Annotated in this window: 15 protein-coding genes; 5 read left to right on the forward strand and 10 right to left on the reverse strand. The window is 46.8% G+C overall.

What is annotated here, in order from left to right; translation table 11 throughout:
- Positions 1-33: 33 nt before the first annotated feature.
- The 4 genes from ggt to BM607_RS17170 all read right to left on the reverse strand — a co-directional run bounded on the left by ggt (position 34) and on the right by BM607_RS17170 (position 5694).
- On the reverse strand, positions 34-1746 hold the full coding sequence (gene ggt / locus BM607_RS17155; RefSeq protein WP_071939934.1) for a gamma-glutamyltransferase: 1713 nt from the start codon (positions 1744-1746) through the stop codon (positions 34-36).
- 177 nt (positions 1747-1923) lie between these two features.
- Complete coding sequence (locus BM607_RS17160; protein WP_071939935.1) at positions 1924-2973, reverse strand: ABC transporter ATP-binding protein; 1050 nt, start codon at positions 2971-2973, stop codon at positions 1924-1926.
- Complete coding sequence (locus BM607_RS17165; RefSeq protein ID WP_071939936.1) at positions 2973-4604, reverse strand: iron ABC transporter permease; 1632 nt, start codon at positions 4602-4604, stop codon at positions 2973-2975. Before BM607_RS17165 ends, BM607_RS17160 begins: the two co-directional genes overlap by 1 nt.
- A gap of 82 nt (positions 4605-4686) precedes the next feature.
- Complete coding sequence (locus tag BM607_RS17170; RefSeq protein WP_071939937.1) at positions 4687-5694, reverse strand: Fe(3+) ABC transporter substrate-binding protein; 1008 nt, start codon at positions 5692-5694, stop codon at positions 4687-4689.
- A gap of 219 nt (positions 5695-5913) precedes the next feature.
- On the opposite strand from BM607_RS17170, the gene BM607_RS17175 reads away from it, so the two are divergent.
- Positions 5914-6336, forward strand: coding sequence for a hypothetical protein (locus tag BM607_RS17175; RefSeq protein WP_006080161.1), 423 nt, complete (start codon positions 5914-5916; stop codon positions 6334-6336).
- Positions 6337-6350: 14 nt separating this feature from the next.
- Here BM607_RS17175 and BM607_RS17180 read toward each other — a convergent pair whose 3' ends face one another.
- The 3 genes from BM607_RS17180 to BM607_RS17190 all read right to left on the reverse strand — a co-directional run bounded on the left by BM607_RS17180 (position 6351) and on the right by BM607_RS17190 (position 8522).
- The gene (locus BM607_RS17180) at positions 6351-6947 is read right to left on the reverse strand and encodes a glutathione S-transferase N-terminal domain-containing protein (RefSeq protein ID WP_071939938.1); all 597 of its coding nucleotides are present in this window, start codon (positions 6945-6947) and stop codon (positions 6351-6353) included.
- An 85-nt stretch (positions 6948-7032) separates the two neighbouring features.
- Positions 7033-7782: a ferredoxin--NADP reductase gene (locus BM607_RS17185; protein ID WP_071939939.1), complete on the reverse strand. Its 750-nt coding sequence runs from the start codon at positions 7780-7782 to the stop codon at positions 7033-7035.
- A 113-nt stretch (positions 7783-7895) separates the two neighbouring features.
- On the reverse strand, positions 7896-8522 hold the full coding sequence (locus BM607_RS17190) for a DUF5610 domain-containing protein (protein ID WP_012588575.1): 627 nt from the start codon (positions 8520-8522) through the stop codon (positions 7896-7898).
- A 225-nt stretch (positions 8523-8747) separates the two neighbouring features.
- On the opposite strand from BM607_RS17190, the gene BM607_RS17195 reads away from it, so the two are divergent.
- The 3 genes from BM607_RS17195 to BM607_RS22200 all read left to right on the forward strand — a co-directional run bounded on the left by BM607_RS17195 (position 8748) and on the right by BM607_RS22200 (position 11228).
- Positions 8748-9365, forward strand: coding sequence for a histidine phosphatase family protein (locus BM607_RS17195; protein WP_071939940.1), 618 nt, complete (start codon positions 8748-8750; stop codon positions 9363-9365).
- 11 nt (positions 9366-9376) lie between these two features.
- Positions 9377-10867 carry an FMN-binding glutamate synthase family protein gene (locus tag BM607_RS17200; RefSeq protein WP_006084153.1) on the forward strand — a complete coding sequence of 497 codons (1491 nt, stop codon included), beginning with the start codon at positions 9377-9379 and terminating at the stop codon, positions 10865-10867.
- A gap of 151 nt (positions 10868-11018) precedes the next feature.
- On the forward strand, positions 11019-11228 hold the full coding sequence (locus BM607_RS22200) for a hypothetical protein (protein WP_006080153.1): 210 nt from the start codon (positions 11019-11021) through the stop codon (positions 11226-11228).
- Positions 11229-11384: 156 nt separating this feature from the next.
- On the opposite strand, the gene BM607_RS17210 is transcribed toward BM607_RS22200, so the two are convergent.
- Both BM607_RS17210 and BM607_RS17215 read right to left on the reverse strand, forming a co-directional pair.
- Complete coding sequence (locus tag BM607_RS17210; protein WP_006080152.1) at positions 11385-11645, reverse strand: hypothetical protein; 261 nt, start codon at positions 11643-11645, stop codon at positions 11385-11387.
- Between the two features lie 80 nt (positions 11646-11725).
- Positions 11726-13522, reverse strand: coding sequence for an ABC transporter ATP-binding protein/permease (locus BM607_RS17215; RefSeq protein ID WP_012090219.1), 1797 nt, complete (start codon positions 13520-13522; stop codon positions 11726-11728).
- 483 nt (positions 13523-14005) lie between these two features.
- Here BM607_RS17215 and BM607_RS17220 point away from each other — a divergent pair, with 483 nt between their 5' ends.
- Positions 14006-14182: a hypothetical protein gene (locus BM607_RS17220; RefSeq protein WP_006080150.1), complete on the forward strand. Its 177-nt coding sequence runs from the start codon at positions 14006-14008 to the stop codon at positions 14180-14182.
- A 103-nt stretch (positions 14183-14285) separates the two neighbouring features.
- Here BM607_RS17220 and aroG read toward each other — a convergent pair whose 3' ends face one another.
- Positions 14286-15341, reverse strand: a complete 1056-nt coding sequence (aroG, locus tag BM607_RS17225) for a 3-deoxy-7-phosphoheptulonate synthase AroG (protein ID WP_071939941.1) — start codon at positions 15339-15341, stop codon at positions 14286-14288.
- Positions 15342-15522: the final 181 nt, after the last annotated feature.

Raw genomic sequence — 15522 nt, forward strand, 5'->3', positions numbered from 1 at the left:
CTGCCTCGAGCTTACCTTAGCGTGGCGCTGAAGTTAATAACCCGCGGCATGACCATCTTTACGGCTCTCAGAAGCCGCACGATACACGCCCGTTTCAGCATTAAATCCAATGGCTTGATAGCCGCCAAAATCGCCAAGGCCGTCACGCAGCACATGACCTTTCTTGATAAGCTCACGGCGTGTTTCCACAGGGAAGCCCGATTCCAGACTGACATAGCCGCCATCATTCATCACTTCGCCGGTGGGCTCGGTTGAACCCATATGCAAAATTCTGGGGGCATCGCCCGCTTCTTGCAAGTTCATTTTAAAATCAATCAGGTTCATTAGAATCTGTGCATGCATTTGTGGTTGAGTCGCGCCGCCCATCACCCCAAAGCTGAGCCAAGGTTTACCGTCTTTGGTCACAAAAGCGGGAATGATGGTATGAAATGGACGCTTGCCCGGTGCGTAGGTATTAAAACGCCCCTCAGTTAAATCAAACATTTGCCCACGATCTTGCAGCACAAAACCGAGATCCGGCGGCGTCATTCCTGAACCCATACCACGGTAGTTACTTTGAATGAGTGACACCATGTTGCCGTCTTTGTCGGCGGTGGTCAGGTACACAGTATCGCCATGTTGCAACGCTGGATTACCCGCATCAACACTCTTGGCCGCTTTATTGGGATCGATTAACTTAGCGCGATCATAATTGTATTGCTGCGAAATCAACTCGTTAACCGGCACTTTATTAAAGGCCATGTCGGCATAAAACTTAGCTCTGTCAGCAAAGGCGAGTTTTTTCGCTTCGACAAATAAATGCACATATTCGGGGCTATTAAAGCCCATAGCAGCGACATCGAAGGGCTCTATGGTTTTTAGGATTTGCAGCGCCGCAATGCCTTGACCATTGGGCGGCAGTTCCCATACATCGTAACCACGGTAGTTCACCGAAACCGGATCTATCCATTCGCTAGTATGGCTCGCTAAGTCATCATAACTTAAATAACCACCTTGAGATTTCATGTACTTATCGATACTTTTGGCGATATCGCCTTTATAGAAAGCATCGCGGCCGCCCTTGGCAATCTTCTCATAGGTATTAGCAAGCGCTGGATTTTTAAAGATTTCCCCTACGGCAGGCATCTTGCCATTAGGCATATAGGTTTCTTTAAAACCGGGAAATTTAGCGAGTTTTTTACCGCTACCCTCAAGATAATAAGCAATCAATTCGGAGACAGGAAAACCATCACGGGCATAGTGGATTGCGGGCGCAAGATTATCGGCCATAGCTAATTTGCCGAACTTATTATGCAGTTCATACCAACCATCCACAGCGCCGGGCACAGAAACAGGCAAAGGCCCAAGCGGTGGCAAATAGTCTAAGCCGAGGGATTTAAGCTTTTCTAAACTTAAGGATTTTGGACTGCGACCCGAAGCGTTAAGGCCATAGAGACGTTGATCTTTCGCGCTCCAGACGATGGCAAACAAGTCACCACCAACACCCGAACCCGTTGGTTCGACTAACCCTAGCATGGCATTGGCGGCAATCGCCGCATCGACCGCGCTGCCGCCCTGCTTGAGTATACCAATAGCGACTTGCGTGGCGAGTGGTTGACTGGTCGCCGCCATTCCATGGGTGGCATACACTTCTGAGCGCGTCGCAAAGGCTTTACCCGTGATCCTATCCATGGCCATCACTCCTGAAGACGATATTGCCGTCGCCACTGTCACTAAGGTACAAATTGATTTTATTGTTTTTATCATAATTCCTCCCACTCTGGAGAAATTAAGGTAACAAGGATGGTCGAAAATATCACCAACCAATACCGCATTGGCCCAAGTTAAACGTAAGCAAAAATGTCGTACTTTCGTTGTTGGTAGCTTATCGCCGTGGCATTAATACCTGACCGCTTAGATTTGCTCTGCACAATATCAATATACCTAAGATTCAAATAGTACCAGCGAGTGCGGCTCTGTCGTGACCCCGACTTTTTGACCGATAGTGAGCTGCATCATTTGGCTTCGCACTTCGACATAATATGCATGGGAGGCGGCTTCAATTTTGACCCAGTAATGACAAAAGGCGCCTAAGAAACGCCGCTCTGTGATCGTACCCACACCTTGCTCATCGGCGCTGAGCGTCAATTGCTGCGGGCGCAAAAATACCGTACCGCTGAACTCGCTCGGCAACCCTAATGGCGTGAGGCTGGTTAAATGACCGATAGGAGTGGCAACTCTGTGTCCATCGAGCACTGCGGCGGGTAAGTAATTACCGCTACCTAAAAAGTCCGCCACATAACGGCTATTTGGCGCGGCGTATAAGGCTTCAGCGCTACCATGCTGCACTATAATGCCTTGATTAAAAATCGCCAAAGTATCAGCAAATACAAAGGCTTCATCCTTACTGTGGGTGACAAACACCGCGCTAACATTACGCTGTTTCAAAATGCTGCGAATTTCCGCCATCATTTCGTAGCGCACTTGGGCATCGATATTAGAAAAAGGCTCATCGAGCAGTAATAACTGCGGCTCATAGGCAAGTGCCCGCGCAATCGAGACGCGCTGCTGCTGACCGCCAGATAACTCATGGGGATAACGCTGAGCTAAGCCTTCGAGTTTGACTAAGGTTAGCATGTCATCCAACCGTGCCTGACGCTCGGCGGCCGACAATTTAGCCACGCCAAAAAGGATATTCTCCGCCACAGTTAAATGAGGAAAAAGCGCATAGTCTTGGAAAATCATGCCGATACCGCGCTGTTCGCTAGGCACAAACTGACTGTTTCCACTCACAACGCGACCATTGATCTGGATTTCACCTTGGCTAATCGCCTGCAATCCCGCAACCGCCCGCAACAATGTGGTCTTGCCGCAACCGCTGGGGCCTAACAGCGCAAGGATTTCCCCTTGCTCGAGGGCCAAGCTCAAACCTTTGAGTACTTGCTGGCCCTGATAATCGCTATGAACTTGCATGAGTTTGAGCGTGTTTGTCATCAGCTGTGTTGCTCCAATGAACGGTTTAAATAAATCAGCGGCACTAAGCCCACCAGTACAATGACAATCGCGGCTAAGGCGCCGTGCTCGAGTTTTTCATCGGACACAAACTGGAAAACATAAGTTGCAAGGTTTTCAAAACCGATAGGCCGCAGCAATAACGCCGCGGGCAGTTCCTTCATGCTTTCGATAAACACCAATAACGCGCCCGCAAACAATCCCTTACCAAGTAGAGGTAAATGCACTCTTTGCAGCAACTGCCTTGGGCTTTGGCCCATAGTCAGGCTCACCATGTCCAGCGATGGCGAGATGCGTTTATAGCTGCTTTCAACGCTGCCGATAGCAATTGCCACAAAACGTACACAAAAAGCAAAAATCAACGCCACTACGCTGCCCGTTAAAATAAGCCCTGGGCCGTCTAAACCAAGCAGATCCGCCAGATCGTTAATCGCAAAATCGAGCATAGTGAGCGGCACTAATACGCCGATAGCGAGCACAGTGCCGGGCAAGGCATAACCCGTCGAGGCTAAGCGTGAGGGCAAGGCATCACTAGATCTTGGGCTTATCCGGCGTACAAACATGAGCAGCAAAGCGATTAAGCAACAAATTAAGCTAGTGATCAGCGCAAGGCTGAGACTGTTAAGGCTTAACTGCCAAAAGCTCTCATCCCAGCTTTGTTCAAAATAACTAATGGCATAGGACAATAGAATCCCAAAGGGCAACAAAAAGGCTAATAGCAGCAGAGTGGCACAAAAGCTCAGTGCCACTGCGGTTTGCGCTGTCGAGAGTCGATACAAATCACTGGCTTGGATGCGCGATTGTTTTTGGAATAACTGCTGTTTACGGCGGGCAAAACGCTCAAATCCAATCAAGCTAAACACCACCAGCAAGATAATCGCCGACAACTTAGCGGCGGCGGTCAGATTGCCATAACCCAACCAAGTGTCGTATACGGCCGTGGTTAAGGTTGGCACGGCAAAATAGTTAACCGTCGCAAAATCGGCGGCGGTTTCCATCGCCACCAAGGCCACGCCAACCGCGAGTGCAGGCCTTGCCATAGGCAAAGAAAGCCGCCAAAAACTCTGCCAGGGTGAACAGCCCATAATGCGTGAAGCATGGGCCAAACTTAAGGATTGCTCCATAAAGGCGGTACGCGCCAAGAGATAAATATAGGGAAATAACACCAGCGACAACATGCACGCCGCGCCGCCTAAGGTGCGAATATCGGGGAAGAAATAATCCTGCGGTGAACTCCAGCCAAATATCGATCTCAAGCTGCGCTGCACTGGCCCCGCATAATCGAGCAAATCGGTATAAACGTAGGCAACAATATATCCCGGCATAGCGAGGGGCAATAATAGCGCCCATTGCAAATAACGCCTGCCGACAAATTCACAGCGAGCCATCAACCAAGCACAGGGTAACGCGAGTAATAACGCGCCCAAACTCACCCAAAAGATCAACAATAAACTGTTGATGATATAAGTCGGCAGAACCGTTGCCATCAGGTGGCCAAACACGGCTTCGTCAGGCTGCAAAGCCTGCAATATCAGCGCAACCAGTGGCAACACCAGTATGGTGGCGACCGCATAACCAGCAAGCGACCAGCTTCTGGCTAATCCTAAAATCATGTCAATCCTTAAAAAGTCACAGCGCCATTCAATGGCGCTGATAACCTAATCTGCAATTTTCACTCGCACTTAAAGCAAAATGCTAGAGATCAAACTGCACTTCATCTAATAACTTAACCGCCGCTTGGTGATATTCGGCCAGTTTGAAAATAGGCAATTGATCCGACTTAAACTCGCCCCATGAAGCCACTAAGGTTGAAGGTGCCACATCGGCTTTCACTGGATATTCCATATTCACATCGGCATAAGCCTTTTGAGCCACATCGGCGGATAAGAATTCCATCAATTTGATCGCATTGGCTTTATTCGGTGCATGACGGGTTAATACCATACCAGACACGTTCACATGGGCACCGCGATCGGCTTGGTTCGGGAAGTTAATCGTCACCGCTTCAGCCCAGCTTTTTTGCTCAGGGTCTTGCATCATGTTGCCGTAATAATAGCTGTTGCCGATGGCGATATCACATAAGCCTTCTTTTACCGCTTTCACTTGGGCTCTATCATTACCCTGTGGCTTGCGCGCTAAGTTACTCTTCACGCCTGCCAACCAAGTTTTCGCCTCAGCTTCACCGTGATGGGCAATCATAGATGCCACTAACGCTATGTTGTATGGATGCTTACCACTGCGGGTACAGATTTTGCCTTTGTATTTAGGGTCGGCGAGTTCTTCATAGGTAATTTGCTGCGGCCCTAAACGATCTTTCGCCGTATAGAGATTTCGCACTCGCATGGTCAGGGCGTACCACTGGCCGTCAGGATCGCGATACTGGGCAGGAATATTGCTTTCGAGTTGGGTATTTTTAACCGGTGAAGTCAGATCTTTATCGACTAATTCAACCAGACGTGAGAAATCAGAGGTCAGCACCAAATCTGCTGGGGATAAACGACCTTCACGGGCGAGACGCTCGGCAATGCCGTCTTTTGCAAAAACCAAATTCACACCTATGCCGGTTTCTTCGGTGAAACGCGTCAGGATAGGCTCCACCAAGAAGGCTTGGCGATAAGAATAAACTGTTAATTTATCATCAGCATTCGCCGAATGCCCAACCGACATTAACCCAACTACTGCTGCGCAAGTTACCCATTTCATTACCGATTTCTCCCCAAAGTGATGACGTGTTCAGCGAGTGTGAACATGGCTGCATTAATGATAATGCTTATCAGTTGCGCAAGAGTAATAGATAGATAAGTGGAGGGCAATAGTTTATTTAACTTTTTGTTTTTAATGAGTTTAAATTCAAAACTGGTGATTATCTCAAATCAAACTAAACTGAACCTTAATTTGCTTAAAATGCTTTGAGGAGGCGTTATGTTAACTGTTTTGCTGCTAGGCGTAGTCGCAGTGGCGCTATTTGGCTTATTTAAACTCAACACTGGCCACAAGCGGCATAAACACTATGCTAAAGCTGTCAATCAACACGCCGACGGGACTAAGCCGCATGCATCACAAACCCATCATTTTCACAGCGTAAGCATAGTGAATGACGGCAGTTGCTGTAAGCAAGTTGAAACATTCTCTGGAAAACGTTTTTTATCGAAGGATGCGCCGGAAATCCCGATGGAAGAATGCACTATGACCCACTGCCAATGCCGCTATCAACACCATGAAGATAGACGCCAAATAGGGAATGATCGCAGAGTCGAATACGGGGTCACGCGGGATTTATTCGGCGCTTTTGGAGAACAAAACCGCCGTGACAGACCAAAGGGAAGACGCGCAACCGACGGCTGAGCATCTTCATCCTATTACTGGGGACGTGTTTGAATAAATGCGGGTAGATCACGCATCTCACTAAACCAAAGTGCCGTCGCTGGGGCAACCTTGCGCCAATCTAACTCTGGATGTCTAAAGTCCACATAATCAAGCAAGCAAATCAAGGCTAATTGCGGTGCCTGAATCGTGGTTTGGGTGATCACGGTTTGCAGCTCAACCTGCATAAGTCCACGCAGCAATGCTTGTTCAAAACGGGCCGTCCAAAAAGCCGATCTCACACCTTCATCTTCACGCATCTGCTCTTGGCGCAATTTTACCGCGCTATCGATTAAGCCTTTTATCAAGGAATACTGACACTCCAACACCCAGTTATTACTTGAGATCCCAAACATCTTACGATCGCCAAGCTCAGTATCTAGGTAACGCATAATCACTTCGCTATCGAATAGTGCCACGCCATCGTTGGTGATAAGACACGGGATCTGTCCTAACGGGTTGGCATCGAGTAATTCGGCACTGTTTTCAAAGGGATTGACTAGCAGCTCTTCAATATTGTTAATCCCTAAATACTGGATTAAGGCTCTAACACAACGGGCATAGGGTGAAGCTTGAGAACTTAACAACTTCATCAAAAAATTTCCTTTTATTTGCATTAAACGCTATGGCTATTAAGGGGTGAGAACAGTTTGCTCTCAACCCCTATATAAAATGCGATCACCAATATTTTTCTACGGTAATTTGTCCCGGAGCGCGACGTAAATTCTTCACCAATCCCTTATCGAGTAAGGCACTTTGTGCACCATTAATCATACCGGGATTGCCGCAAATCATGACTTGGGAATCAGCAGCACTTAAGGTTAATCCTGCCTTTTGTTCGATTTCACCCGAGACTATGCCCTCGGGAATACGACACTGCAACGCATCGGCCAAGGGTTCACGGGTCACACTCAAAACTAATATAAACTGTGCTGGGTATGTGCGTTCTAACTCACGCAGCTTATCAAGGTACGCCAAATCCTGCGCCTCGCGCACGCCATATACAAGCACCACTTTTTCAAAACGCTCCCAAGGTTCATGGGTGTCAAGCATAGACAAAAACGGCCCTACCGCTGTACCTGTGGCCAAAAACCATAAGTGCTTGCCTTGGAGTTCACCCTTAGGAATTTCCGCTAAGGTCATAAAACCGGTCGCGGTTGAGGTGATTTCAATTTCATCGCCTATGACAAGGTTGTGTAATTGCGGCGATAACAGACCGTCCTCTACCGCAACGGCGAGCACTTCGGCATAGGGTTTATCGGGGGAATTTACTAAGGAGTAAGCTCTGGCCACACGCTTATCATCTTGAATTTGACTTAACTTGATAAACTGACCAGGAATAAATGGGGCTAACTCGGCGGCGATGCGCAATGAAAATAACTTATCGCTCCAATCAATACGTTCTATAACTTGTCCCCTAGTCCACATAACTTGCCCTCAAGCGAAACGTTAAATAGGCTTCCAGCATAGACTTTTTTCCGCATAACAAAAACCCCTTATGATAAGGGGCTTATGACGATAGAACCGAAAACAACAGAGCGTTAACTGGCACTCGATTGTGTCTCATCTGTCTTCTTGTTAAAGCTATCCCTAAAGGCCTGTAATCCCTCTTGCACTAAACCGTAGGTTTTATCGACACCATCGGCAATATCACCCTGCAATACTTTAAGACCAGACAGAATATCTTTCGCTTCTTTAAAGCCGTTATCTATTGCACCACCAATAATCCCCATAAAGCTATCGAGTTGATCGCTTAGACTCATACCCGAATTTTGTTGCTGGTGAATGCTAAAAAATTGCGTCGCAAAACTCACGATACGATCTGCAGTCGCTTCTGGTGATGTATCTACGCCATTATCGTAAGCAGTTTGAATCGCGTTCTCGCCCATAGTAGGCGCTAACTCTTTATTAATCGACTCTATCGCAGCGCGATAAAGCAAGGTCATAGACTGATCGCCTGACTTGATATTCACATCTTGCTGTGCCGATAGAATTGCTTGATTCATCAGCTGCTTACTCGTTTGCTGCGCGGTTTGTTTCGAGGTCACTTCGGTGGTTTTCGCGTCCTTCGAATCACTCACTTCGGTACCCTTAGGCGCCGTATTTTCAGCATATTTTTTCTGCGGCAAAGGGGTACTTTGCACTTGAGAGGGTTTATTGATTTCCATGATGACTATCCATTCAATTCGGGTCGACTTTATTATCGACCAAAATTCAACCAGCTTTAGTAATTTTTAGAATTGAAGTACCATCGTGGCCACAAGGTCATGATAAGGCCCGCATAAATTGAGTGGGTTCATTCTTTATAAAGTGTATAAAGCGCCATCCACCCGCATGCAGATCATTACTATCGTCGAGCTTAGAGATAAGCCAATAGAAAAGGATGTTACACCATGGCAGCAGGCCGCAATTTGAGTCATTTCCGCTTTCACGTGTTTACACGAATGCTTAAGCGCACTACTGAGCACTATATGGGCATTAATATAAAACGCCTTAGTTTGCTCACTGGTCTTATTATCTTAACTTGTCTCGGCCTCGCACCGATTAGCCAAGCCCATGCTGAAAACAGGCTGATTATTTTAGTCAGACATGCCGAAAAAGCCGACACGCCAGCCAATGACCCGCAGTTATCACCCAAGGGGGAAATGCGCGCAACGTCACTGATCACCGCCTTGAGCCGCACGCCGTTGTCGCAACTCATCGCGACTCAATACCTGCGAACCCAGCAAACACTCACGCCCATCGCCGAGGCTCGCCATTTGCCCGTGACGATAGTCGAAGCAGCAAAGCCTATCGAAGAACATATTCAGCAGATTGTCGAACAAGTGCATGCAGTACAAGGCAATACGCTCATCGTTGGGCATTCAAACACAGTGCCATTGATCATCAAAGCCCTGGGTGGACCTGAGATCCAAACGATCAGCGAAGAGGACTACAGTCAGCTGTTTTTACTCTCTCTCAATGATGGCCAACCCGCAAGCTTGATCGCCACCCGTTACGGACAAGAATAAGGATAAATAACATGAGTGAACTCAATTGGTTTATGTGGGGACTCGATCTGTTTTCAGGACTGTTTTTGATCGTTATAGGACTCGCAGTACTCGCAGTTATTTACATGTATATCGCAGATAAAATGCAGACCAAACAAGCGGTAAGACATAACTATCCCGTGATTGGTCGCTTTCGATATCTGTTTGAAAAACAAGGTGAGTTTTTCAGGCAATACTTTTTCGCCCAAGACAGGGAAGAATTGCCCTTCAACCGTGCAGAACGCAGCTGGGTGTACCGCGCCGCCAAAAATGTCGATAGAACCATAGCCTTTGGTTCGACTCGCCCTTTGGATACTGCTGGTACTATCATGTTTATGAATACCGCCTTCCCAACCCAAGATGAAGATATCACTCCTATTCATCCGCTGACGATTGGCACTCACTGTCGTCAACCTTATACGACTCAAGCCATTTGCCATATTTCAGCCATGAGTTTTGGCGCCCTATCGCGCCCAGCCATCACCGCCCTTTCCCATGGCGCAGCGCAAGCGGGTTGCTGGCTTAATACGGGTGAAGGCGGCTTAAGCCCTTATCATCTCAAAGGTGGCTGCGATCTCGTCTTTCAAATTGGAACAGCAAAATACGGTGTGCGAAATGAACAAGGACATTTAGACGATGAAAAACTGAAAGCGATAGCGATTCATCCTGAAGTCAAAATGTTCGAAATCAAAATGAGCCAAGGCGCAAAACCAGGCAAAGGTGGCATTTTACCCGGTATTAAAGTGACCGCTGAGATTGCCCATATTCGCGGTATTCCAGAGGGGCACGACTCAATCAGCCCCAATGGCCACATCGAATTTAAGTCAGTGAATGATATTTTAGATATGGTCGAGCGAGTTCGTGAAGTCACAGGTAAACCTACCGGCATAAAAGCCGTACTCGGCGATGTGCAGTGGCTGGAAGATTTATGTGATGAAATTGAACGCCGCGGCGAAGACTCCGCCCCCGACTTTTTCACCTTAGACAGCGCCGATGGTGGCACAGGCGCAGCGCCGCAACCATTAATGGATTATGTCGGATTACCATTGAAAGAAAGTTTACCTATCCTGGTCAATATCTTGATCCAACGAGGCTTGCGTAAACGTATAAAAGTCATCGCCTCGGGCAAACTGATCGTCCCATCCAGAGTCGCTTGGGCTTTGGCATTAGGTGCCGACTTTATCGCATCGGCCCGTGGCAACATGTTCGCCCTCGGCTGTATTCAAGCCTTGCAGTGCAATAAAGATACCTGTCCAACGGGTATCACGACGCACAATCCAAAACTACAACAAGGGCTAAATCCTAGGGATAAGTCGACTCGGGTCGCTAGCTATAATCATAATTTACACCATGACTTAGGGCTGATCGCGCACTCTTGCGGTGTGACAGAGCCAAGACAGCTCAAGCCTTCACATGTACGAATTGTGCTCGATAGCGGCTTATCCATCTCACTCGACAAATTCTATTCGCACATGGATAAATAGCCGCGAACCCTTGCGGTTATTAGCCAGTACAACTTTTGTCTATATGGGTTTTACATCAGGTATATTTGAATGCGCATCACAAAAGAGGTAAGATTCGTGAGGTGAGGCGTTATTCAAATACCTTACCCACAATAGAACTTAAGGAAACACTTTGAAATCTAGCTTCGTAAGCCAACTGCCCCCCAGTAAAACTGTAAGCACGAGCTGTAAGAGCTGTAATCGCCTAACTGAGATCGAAGGCGAGCTTGTGTGTTTTCGTGAAGGACAGATCATCCGACTCACCTTGATCGATGAGTCAGCGCCTAAATTGAATCTTTTATGCGAAGGTTGGAAAGCTGGCAAGCTAAACGGCGTAGCTTAATTCGGTAATATTTATCGAGAGTCGCATTCATCTAGAGTAGCTCTAGAGCAAATAACTCTTCCTTGAGCATCGAGAATAGAAGTTCACCTCTATCCTCCCACATTCTTATCTAACGCGTGCTTTCTAACGCATTTTCTAGCGCATGGTCTATGATTTTTAGCGCATGCTCATCATATAGTCACTTGTCGGCACGTTCATATCGCGGATCACGCCCGCAAGTACCATCTCTGGATTGACCTTAGCCAAAGTAAGGCACCGAGTCGTCACCAGTAGGCCCGCATTCAATTCAGCATGAATACGTTGCAGCGAATCATAATCAACACCACGTTTTTTCAATGTCGCCATGATGGCATCCCAATCAGTGGCGACTTTTTCTTCTTTGCCTTCAATGTTAACTCTCAGTGCAATATTTTCCATGCCAGATCTCTTCCGATTGATGTGTTGGCATTTGAGTATAGAGAGCCAAAGCTGAATAAAGACTGAACTGTATTGCGCTATTAACTGCTCAGAGGAGTATGTTGTTGCTCATTTTGTATCCGCCATAATTTGGCATATAGACCATTTGCCAATAGCAAAGTCTGATGATTACCTTGCTCAACAATTTCACCTTGGCTCAAGACGACGATTTGGTCAGCATCAACAATAGTGGACAATCGGTGAGCCACCACAAGGCTGGTATGCCCTTTAGCGACTTCCCGCAGTGCCGACAAAATCGCTTGCTCGGAGCGGCTATCGAGCGAGGATGTCGCCTCATCAAACACCAGCACGGGTGAGCCCTTCAAAATGGCCCTCGCTATTGCGACCCGCTGTTTTTCTCCGCCAGAGAGTTTTAAGCCGCGCTCACCCACCTTTGTATCCCAACCAAGGGCAAGCGATGCAATAAATTGCTCTAAGTGCGCCAGTTTAATTGCGTTGCGCACCTCTTCATCCGTCGAGCCTGGGCGACCATAACGTATGTTCTCAACTAATGAATCGTTAAACAGCACTGTATCCTGCGGCACGATAGCGATGGCCCGTCGCAACGCATCTTGTGTGAGATGACGGATATCTTGTCCATCGATTTTAATCGCGCCTTGGTCCACATCGTAAAATCGAAACAACAATTTAATCAGTGTCGATTTACCAGCTCCGCTATCGCCCACTACAGCAACCTTTTTACCGGCAGCGACCTTAAAACTCACGTCCCGCAGAATTTGCCGCTCGTCATAACTGAAATTCACGTTTTCAAATACCAGCTCGCCCTTAGTAGGCTGAAAATCGAGCGCTTGGGGTGAGTCGACTATCATGGGATGCTTATCGAGCAGGCTAAACATGCGCTCAATATTGGCTAAGGCGCCGCGAATTTCACGATACACGAAACCTAAAAAGTTAAGGGGTAAAAAGAGCTGCATCATAAACGCATTAATCAACACAAAATCACCTAAGGTCATATCGCCATAGGTGACTCGGTAAGCCGCCAGCGCCATCATTGCTGTCATCGCCAGAGCGATAATCACAGCTTGTCCGCCATTAAGCGCAAACAAAGATAAGCGGTTTTTACGTTTAGCGACTTCCCACTGTTCTAGCGCTTGATCGTAGCGCTGCGACTCATACTTCTCATTATTGAAATACTTAACAGTTTCATAGTTCAGCAAACTATCAATCGCCCGTGTATTTGATAAAGAATCAGCCTTGGCGGCATCACGTACATACTCAGTGCGCCATTCGGTCGCGACCACAGAGAAAATAATGTAGGCCAACACAGCAATAAAGGTGATTGCCGCAAACGCAATCCCGTAGTTATAGAAGAAAATGCCAATCACCATGACAATTTCGAGCAAGGTCGGCACTATGTTGAACACCATAAACCGCATGAGGAAACTCACGCCACTGGTGCCGCGCTCAATATCACGGGATAGGCCGCCGGTTTTGCGCTCTAGATGAAAATCGAGATCAAGTCGGTGTAAATGCTCGAATACCGCTAAGCCTAAACGGCGGATCGCCCGCTCAGTCACCCGACCAAACAAGGTATCGCGGATCTCCCCCGTAATCGCCGTCAGTAAACGAATCGCACCATAGGCCAACACTAATCCCACGGGCACACTGAGGGCTTGCGCGGTTTTATCGGCATCTAAGGTGTCGACCAAATGCTTCAAAATAAAAGGCAAAGCCACGCTGGTCAGCTTAGCGATGATGAGGCATGACATCGCCAGCGCAATACGGCCTTTGTATTCCAATAAGTAAGGCCAAAGCAGCTTCATGACGTGCCAGTTTAATTTATCGACTGGACCTTCAAAATATAACGTTGGGCGCATAGGAGATAACCTTGAATGAGTTATATCAATTGTAACAGTACAAACCAGACATAAGCTAAACGAAACGAACAAAGCTTGAATAAAATCAATCAGATTTTCCTGACAGACAAATAGACTTATTCACGACACAATCCGTTGCTATTCTGATCCTATTAAAAGCTAAAATGCCATACTTACGCATTACACTGGCATATTCACAAGAAATGAATTTATACTGATTTCTGTGCTGGTATAAATACCCATAGCTTGCGTTTGACTTGACCTCTGCGCCTTATAACAGAAGACAAGTTGGCTATGGGGGAAGGCTTAGCTCAACCTTACTGCTGTTGATTATTTTTGCAGTTTTGCCCAAAATGCCATGGAGGCGGTTATACAAATCGATAGAATTTGTTAACCTCTACGCGCTAGATTTTGCGATTCATACGCCCAATCTCTAGCGAGAACATTAAGACAAACAAATTAAATAAGATCAAAGGAAGCTTTATGTTGGATTCCGCTAAAGTTCAATACCCGCCATTACCACTGATCCAAACTTGGGTGTGGATGATGATCGAATCAGGCAATCCAGAGATACAAGATAAAGGTAGAGACAACCTTATTGCCGCCTTTGGTAGCTTAGCCAAAGCAAATGAATACATTGTTGAAATAAGCAATAAATAGATAAAACAAAGGCGCCGGGATAGCGCCTTTGTTTTTACTTTACCCGCAATCGTTAACGACTAACTCAGGTATAGTTGCGTTTTATGTTCGCACGAGCAGACAATTAAACCTGACGGCGTTCGATAATACTCTGATTCAGAATGGCCAACAGGTGCTCGGTATCATCCCAACCGATACACGCATCGGTAATACTCTGGCCATAACACAACTCTTGACCTTCAATTAAATCCTGACGACCTTCCACTAAATGGCTTTCTACCATAACACCAAAAATAGCAGTATTGCCCGTCGCCACTTGGCCAGCCACATCTTCGGCAACCACTAACTGTCGTTGGTACTCTTTACTGCTATTGGCGTGGCTAAAGTCGATCATGATGTTGTCGGCAAGTTTAGCTTTTAATAACTGCTGGCTAATTTCAGCGACATGCGGCGCACTGTAATTCGGCTCGCGGCCGCCACGTAAAATAATGTGGCAATCAGGATTCCCTTTCGTCGAAACGATCGCCGAATGACCTAATTTAGTCACAGATAAAAAATGGTGCGGTGCATTGGCAGCACCTATCGCATCGATGGCAACTTTGATGGTGCCATCAGTTCCATTTTTAAAGCCGACTGGACAAGAAAGACCTGAGGCTAATTCTCTGTGCACTTGTGATTCAGTAGTACGGGCGCCGATGGCTCCCCAGCACATTAAATCTGCCATATATTGTGGGGTGATCATATCAAGAAACTCACCCGCGGTTGGCATGCCGCTGTCGTTCAAATCCACCAATAACTTACGCGCAGTGCGTAAACCATCGTTGAGTTTAAAGCTGTTATCCATGTAAGGATCGTTGATAAGCCCCTTCCAACCCACTGTGGTTCTTGGCTTTTCAAAATACACTCGCATCACGATTTCGAGTTGATCCTTATAACGCTCACGCAACGCAACCAGACGTTGACCATATTCCAACGCCGCTTTGGGATCGTGGATAGAACAAGGCCCAATCACCACTAACAGGCGATCATCAGTTTTAGCCAGAATATTGTGGATACTATTTCGCGCATTAAACACAGTCGCAGAGGCTTTTTCAGAAGCAGGAAATCGTTCTAGAATCGCGATAGGAGGAAGTAACTCTTTTACTTCTTTAATGCGAACGTCATCATTTTGGTAATACATAATTTTGCTGCTCCAACTCTGGTGTTTTAGGCTATTTCTATCGCTGCGATAAGGGATCTCAACTGCAATACTGAGTTCAATTTATCGAGTCTCAAGCGCCAATGCAACCAAGTTGTCTCCATTTCAAAAAATCAAATATAACTTATTGTTTTAATATATTTTAAAAAAATCAAAATTCAAA

The sequence above is a fragment of the Shewanella sp. SACH genome (assembly GCF_001887095.2).
GTDB classification, from domain to species: domain Bacteria; phylum Pseudomonadota; class Gammaproteobacteria; order Enterobacterales; family Shewanellaceae; genus Shewanella; species Shewanella baltica.

Bases quoted from the DNA above. Each gene is read 5' to 3' on its own strand.
- BM607_RS17215 (WP_012090219.1), bottom strand. From the start codon at position 13,522: ATGCGCCCAACGTTATATTTTGAAGGTCCAGTCGATAAATTAAACTGG.
- BM607_RS17190 (WP_012588575.1), bottom strand. From the start codon at position 8,522: ATGGAAATCAATAAACCCTCTCAAGTGCAAAGTACCCCTTTGCCGCAG.
- BM607_RS17170 (WP_071939937.1), bottom strand. From the start codon at position 5,694: ATGAAATGGGTAACTTGCGCAGCAGTAGTTGGGTTAATGTCGGTTGGG.
- BM607_RS17195 (WP_071939940.1), top strand. From the start codon at position 8,748: ATGGCAGCAGGCCGCAATTTGAGTCATTTCCGCTTTCACGTGTTTACA.
- BM607_RS17175 (WP_006080161.1), top strand. From the start codon at position 5,914: ATGTTAACTGTTTTGCTGCTAGGCGTAGTCGCAGTGGCGCTATTTGGC.
- BM607_RS17185 (WP_071939939.1), bottom strand. From the start codon at position 7,782: ATGTGGACTAGGGGACAAGTTATAGAACGTATTGATTGGAGCGATAAG.
- BM607_RS17220 (WP_006080150.1), top strand. From the start codon at position 14,006: ATGTTGGATTCCGCTAAAGTTCAATACCCGCCATTACCACTGATCCAA.
- aroG (WP_071939941.1), bottom strand. From the start codon at position 15,341: ATGTATTACCAAAATGATGACGTTCGCATTAAAGAAGTAAAAGAGTTA.
- BM607_RS17165 (WP_071939936.1), bottom strand. From the start codon at position 4,604: ATGATTTTAGGATTAGCCAGAAGCTGGTCGCTTGCTGGTTATGCGGTC.
- BM607_RS17210 (WP_006080152.1), bottom strand. From the start codon at position 11,645: ATGGAAAATATTGCACTGAGAGTTAACATTGAAGGCAAAGAAGAAAAA.
- BM607_RS17180 (WP_071939938.1), bottom strand. From the start codon at position 6,947: ATGAAGTTGTTAAGTTCTCAAGCTTCACCCTATGCCCGTTGTGTTAGA.
- BM607_RS17200 (WP_006084153.1), top strand. From the start codon at position 9,377: ATGAGTGAACTCAATTGGTTTATGTGGGGACTCGATCTGTTTTCAGGA.
- ggt (WP_071939934.1), bottom strand. From the start codon at position 1,746: ATGATAAAAACAATAAAATCAATTTGTACCTTAGTGACAGTGGCGACG.
- BM607_RS17160 (WP_071939935.1), bottom strand. From the start codon at position 2,973: ATGACAAACACGCTCAAACTCATGCAAGTTCATAGCGATTATCAGGGC.